The sequence below is a fragment of the Streptomyces luteolus genome, from assembly GCF_029968015.1.
Taxonomy (GTDB): domain Bacteria; phylum Actinomycetota; class Actinomycetes; order Streptomycetales; family Streptomycetaceae; genus Streptomyces; species Streptomyces luteolus.
The window spans coordinates 1-1,316 of record NZ_JASCIS010000107.1 but is presented as its reverse complement, the minus strand read 5'-3'; the positions used below and the strand labels follow the sequence as shown (position 1 = coordinate 1,316).

The window sequence follows — 1,316 nt, the reverse complement described above, 5'->3', positions numbered from 1 at the left end:
GGCGAATTCCAGGGGTCGTAGCAACACACTGATCAACTGGCTGTCGCCAGGAGCTTAGCGAGACGCTCGGCTGGGGTTTCCCAGCCGAGCGTTTTGCGTGGCCGACTGTTCAGCTCGGCGGCCACGGCGTCCAGTTCCTCGCGGCTGTAGCGAGCAAGGTCGGTGCCCTTGGGGAAGTACTGCCGCAGCAGGCCATTGGTGTTCTCGTTCGAGCCGCGCTGCCAGGGACTGCCCGGGTCGCAGAAGAAGACGGGCATGTCCGTGGCGGTGCTGAACTCCCGGTGGAGGTGCATCTCCGAGCCCTGGTCCCAGGTGAGGGAGCGCCTGAGCTGGGCGGGCAGGGTCGAGACGGTTCGGACGAGTGCGTCGCGCATCTGGGCGGGCTGGCGACCTTGGGGCAGATGGACGAGGGTGACGAATCGGCTGGAGCGTTCGACGAGCGTGCCGATCGCGGACTTGTGTGCCTTGCCGATGATGAGGTCGCCCTCCCAGTGACCGGGGACGGCCCGGTCACTCACTTCGGCCGGCCGGTCGCTGATCATCACCATGTCCCGCGCCATGCGGGGCTGGCGCTTGGAGGACTGGCGGTGGGGTCGTCGCATCGCTCTGCCGGTCCGTAGCGCCTTGGCCAGTTCGCGGCGGAGTTCTCCGCGGCCCTGGACGTAGAGGGCCTGGTAGATCGTCTCGTGGACCACGTGCATCTCCGGCCGGTCAGGGAAGCGGGCCTGCAGAGCCTGGCAGATCTGTTCGGGACTCCAACGGCGACCGAGGTGGTCCTGGACGAAGTCCCGCAGTTCGGGATTCTGGCCGATCTTCCCTGGTTTCGGTCTGGGGCGTCGGGCGTCAGCACGGGACTGTGCGGCGTGTGGCCGGTAGGCCCAGCGCCTCGCGTCGCCGCGTAGCGGCACGCCGTTGCGGCGTATCTCCCGGCTGATGGTGGACGGGCTGCGTTGCAGCTCGGCCGCGATCGTGCGCAGGGAAGCCTTCTCCCGCAGCCGGTCCGCGATATGTATGCGTTCCTCTTCGCGCAGGTACCGCCCGGCAGCAGAGGCCGGCGCCACCGGCTTGACCGGTGGCGCCGCCGCTGTGCGCCCCGACGCGTTGCGTCCGTTGCGCCAGCGTCTGCCGGTCTTCGGGTTGATCCCGACGATCCGGCATGCCTCGTTGTTGCTGTACCCCTGCTTCACGAGCCGGAAGTATGCAGCTCGCTCATCAGAGAGTGGCCTGCGGCCCCGAGCCACTGTCCGGTTCTCCCGGATCTTGAAGTCCATCGCACCCCTTGAGCTGGGGTGTTGCGACGACCACTAGAACGGAAG

At 67.7% G+C, this 1,316-nt stretch carries 1 protein-coding gene; it reads right to left on the bottom strand.

Annotation, left to right across the window (positions count from 1 at the left end):
* Positions 1-32: 32 nt before the first annotated feature.
* Positions 33-1,271, bottom strand: coding sequence for an IS30 family transposase (locus QIT00_RS38665; RefSeq protein ID WP_282540186.1), 1,239 nt, complete (start codon positions 1,269-1,271; stop codon positions 33-35).
* Between the last annotated feature and the right edge of the window lie 45 nt (positions 1,272-1,316).

Bases quoted from the DNA above. Each gene is read 5' to 3' on its own strand.
- QIT00_RS38665 (WP_282540186.1), bottom strand. From the start codon at position 1,271: ATGGACTTCAAGATCCGGGAGAACCGGACAGTGGCTCGGGGCCGCAGG.